The organism is Segatella copri (assembly GCF_003465495.1).
Lineage (GTDB): Bacteria > Bacteroidota > Bacteroidia > Bacteroidales > Bacteroidaceae > Prevotella > Prevotella copri_G.
The window spans coordinates 744-1,069 of the sequence record NZ_QSAV01000117.1; the positions used below are offsets into that span (position 1 = coordinate 744).

General features: G+C 46.3%; 1 protein-coding gene. It reads right to left on the reverse strand.

The genetic code is table 11. The features are described 5' to 3' along the window. Positions 1–29: 29 nt before the first annotated feature. A partial coding sequence (locus DWV53_RS15330) for a GDP-mannose 4,6-dehydratase (protein WP_181992525.1) occupies positions 30–326 on the reverse strand: 297 nt, incomplete at its 5' end.

The following is a 326-nucleotide window of genomic DNA, read 5'->3' on the forward strand; positions in this document are numbered from 1 at the left end:
ACCCTCCCTCAAGGGAGGGACAGGAGGGTCTATTTACAATACATCCCCTCATAATACTTCTGATATTCCCCAGAAGTAACATGATCCATCCATTCCTGGTTATCGAGATACCACTTCACGGTCTCCTCGATACCCTCCTCAAACTGGAGAGATGGCTCCCAGCCGAGTTCCTTCTGCAACTTTCTAGAGTCAATAGCGTAACGCATATCGTGACCCTTTCTGTCTGTTACATAAGTAATCAAATCCAAGTCAGCACCCTCAGGGCGACCGAGCAATCTATCAACAGTCTTGATTACCACCTTGATGATATCGATATTCTTCCACTC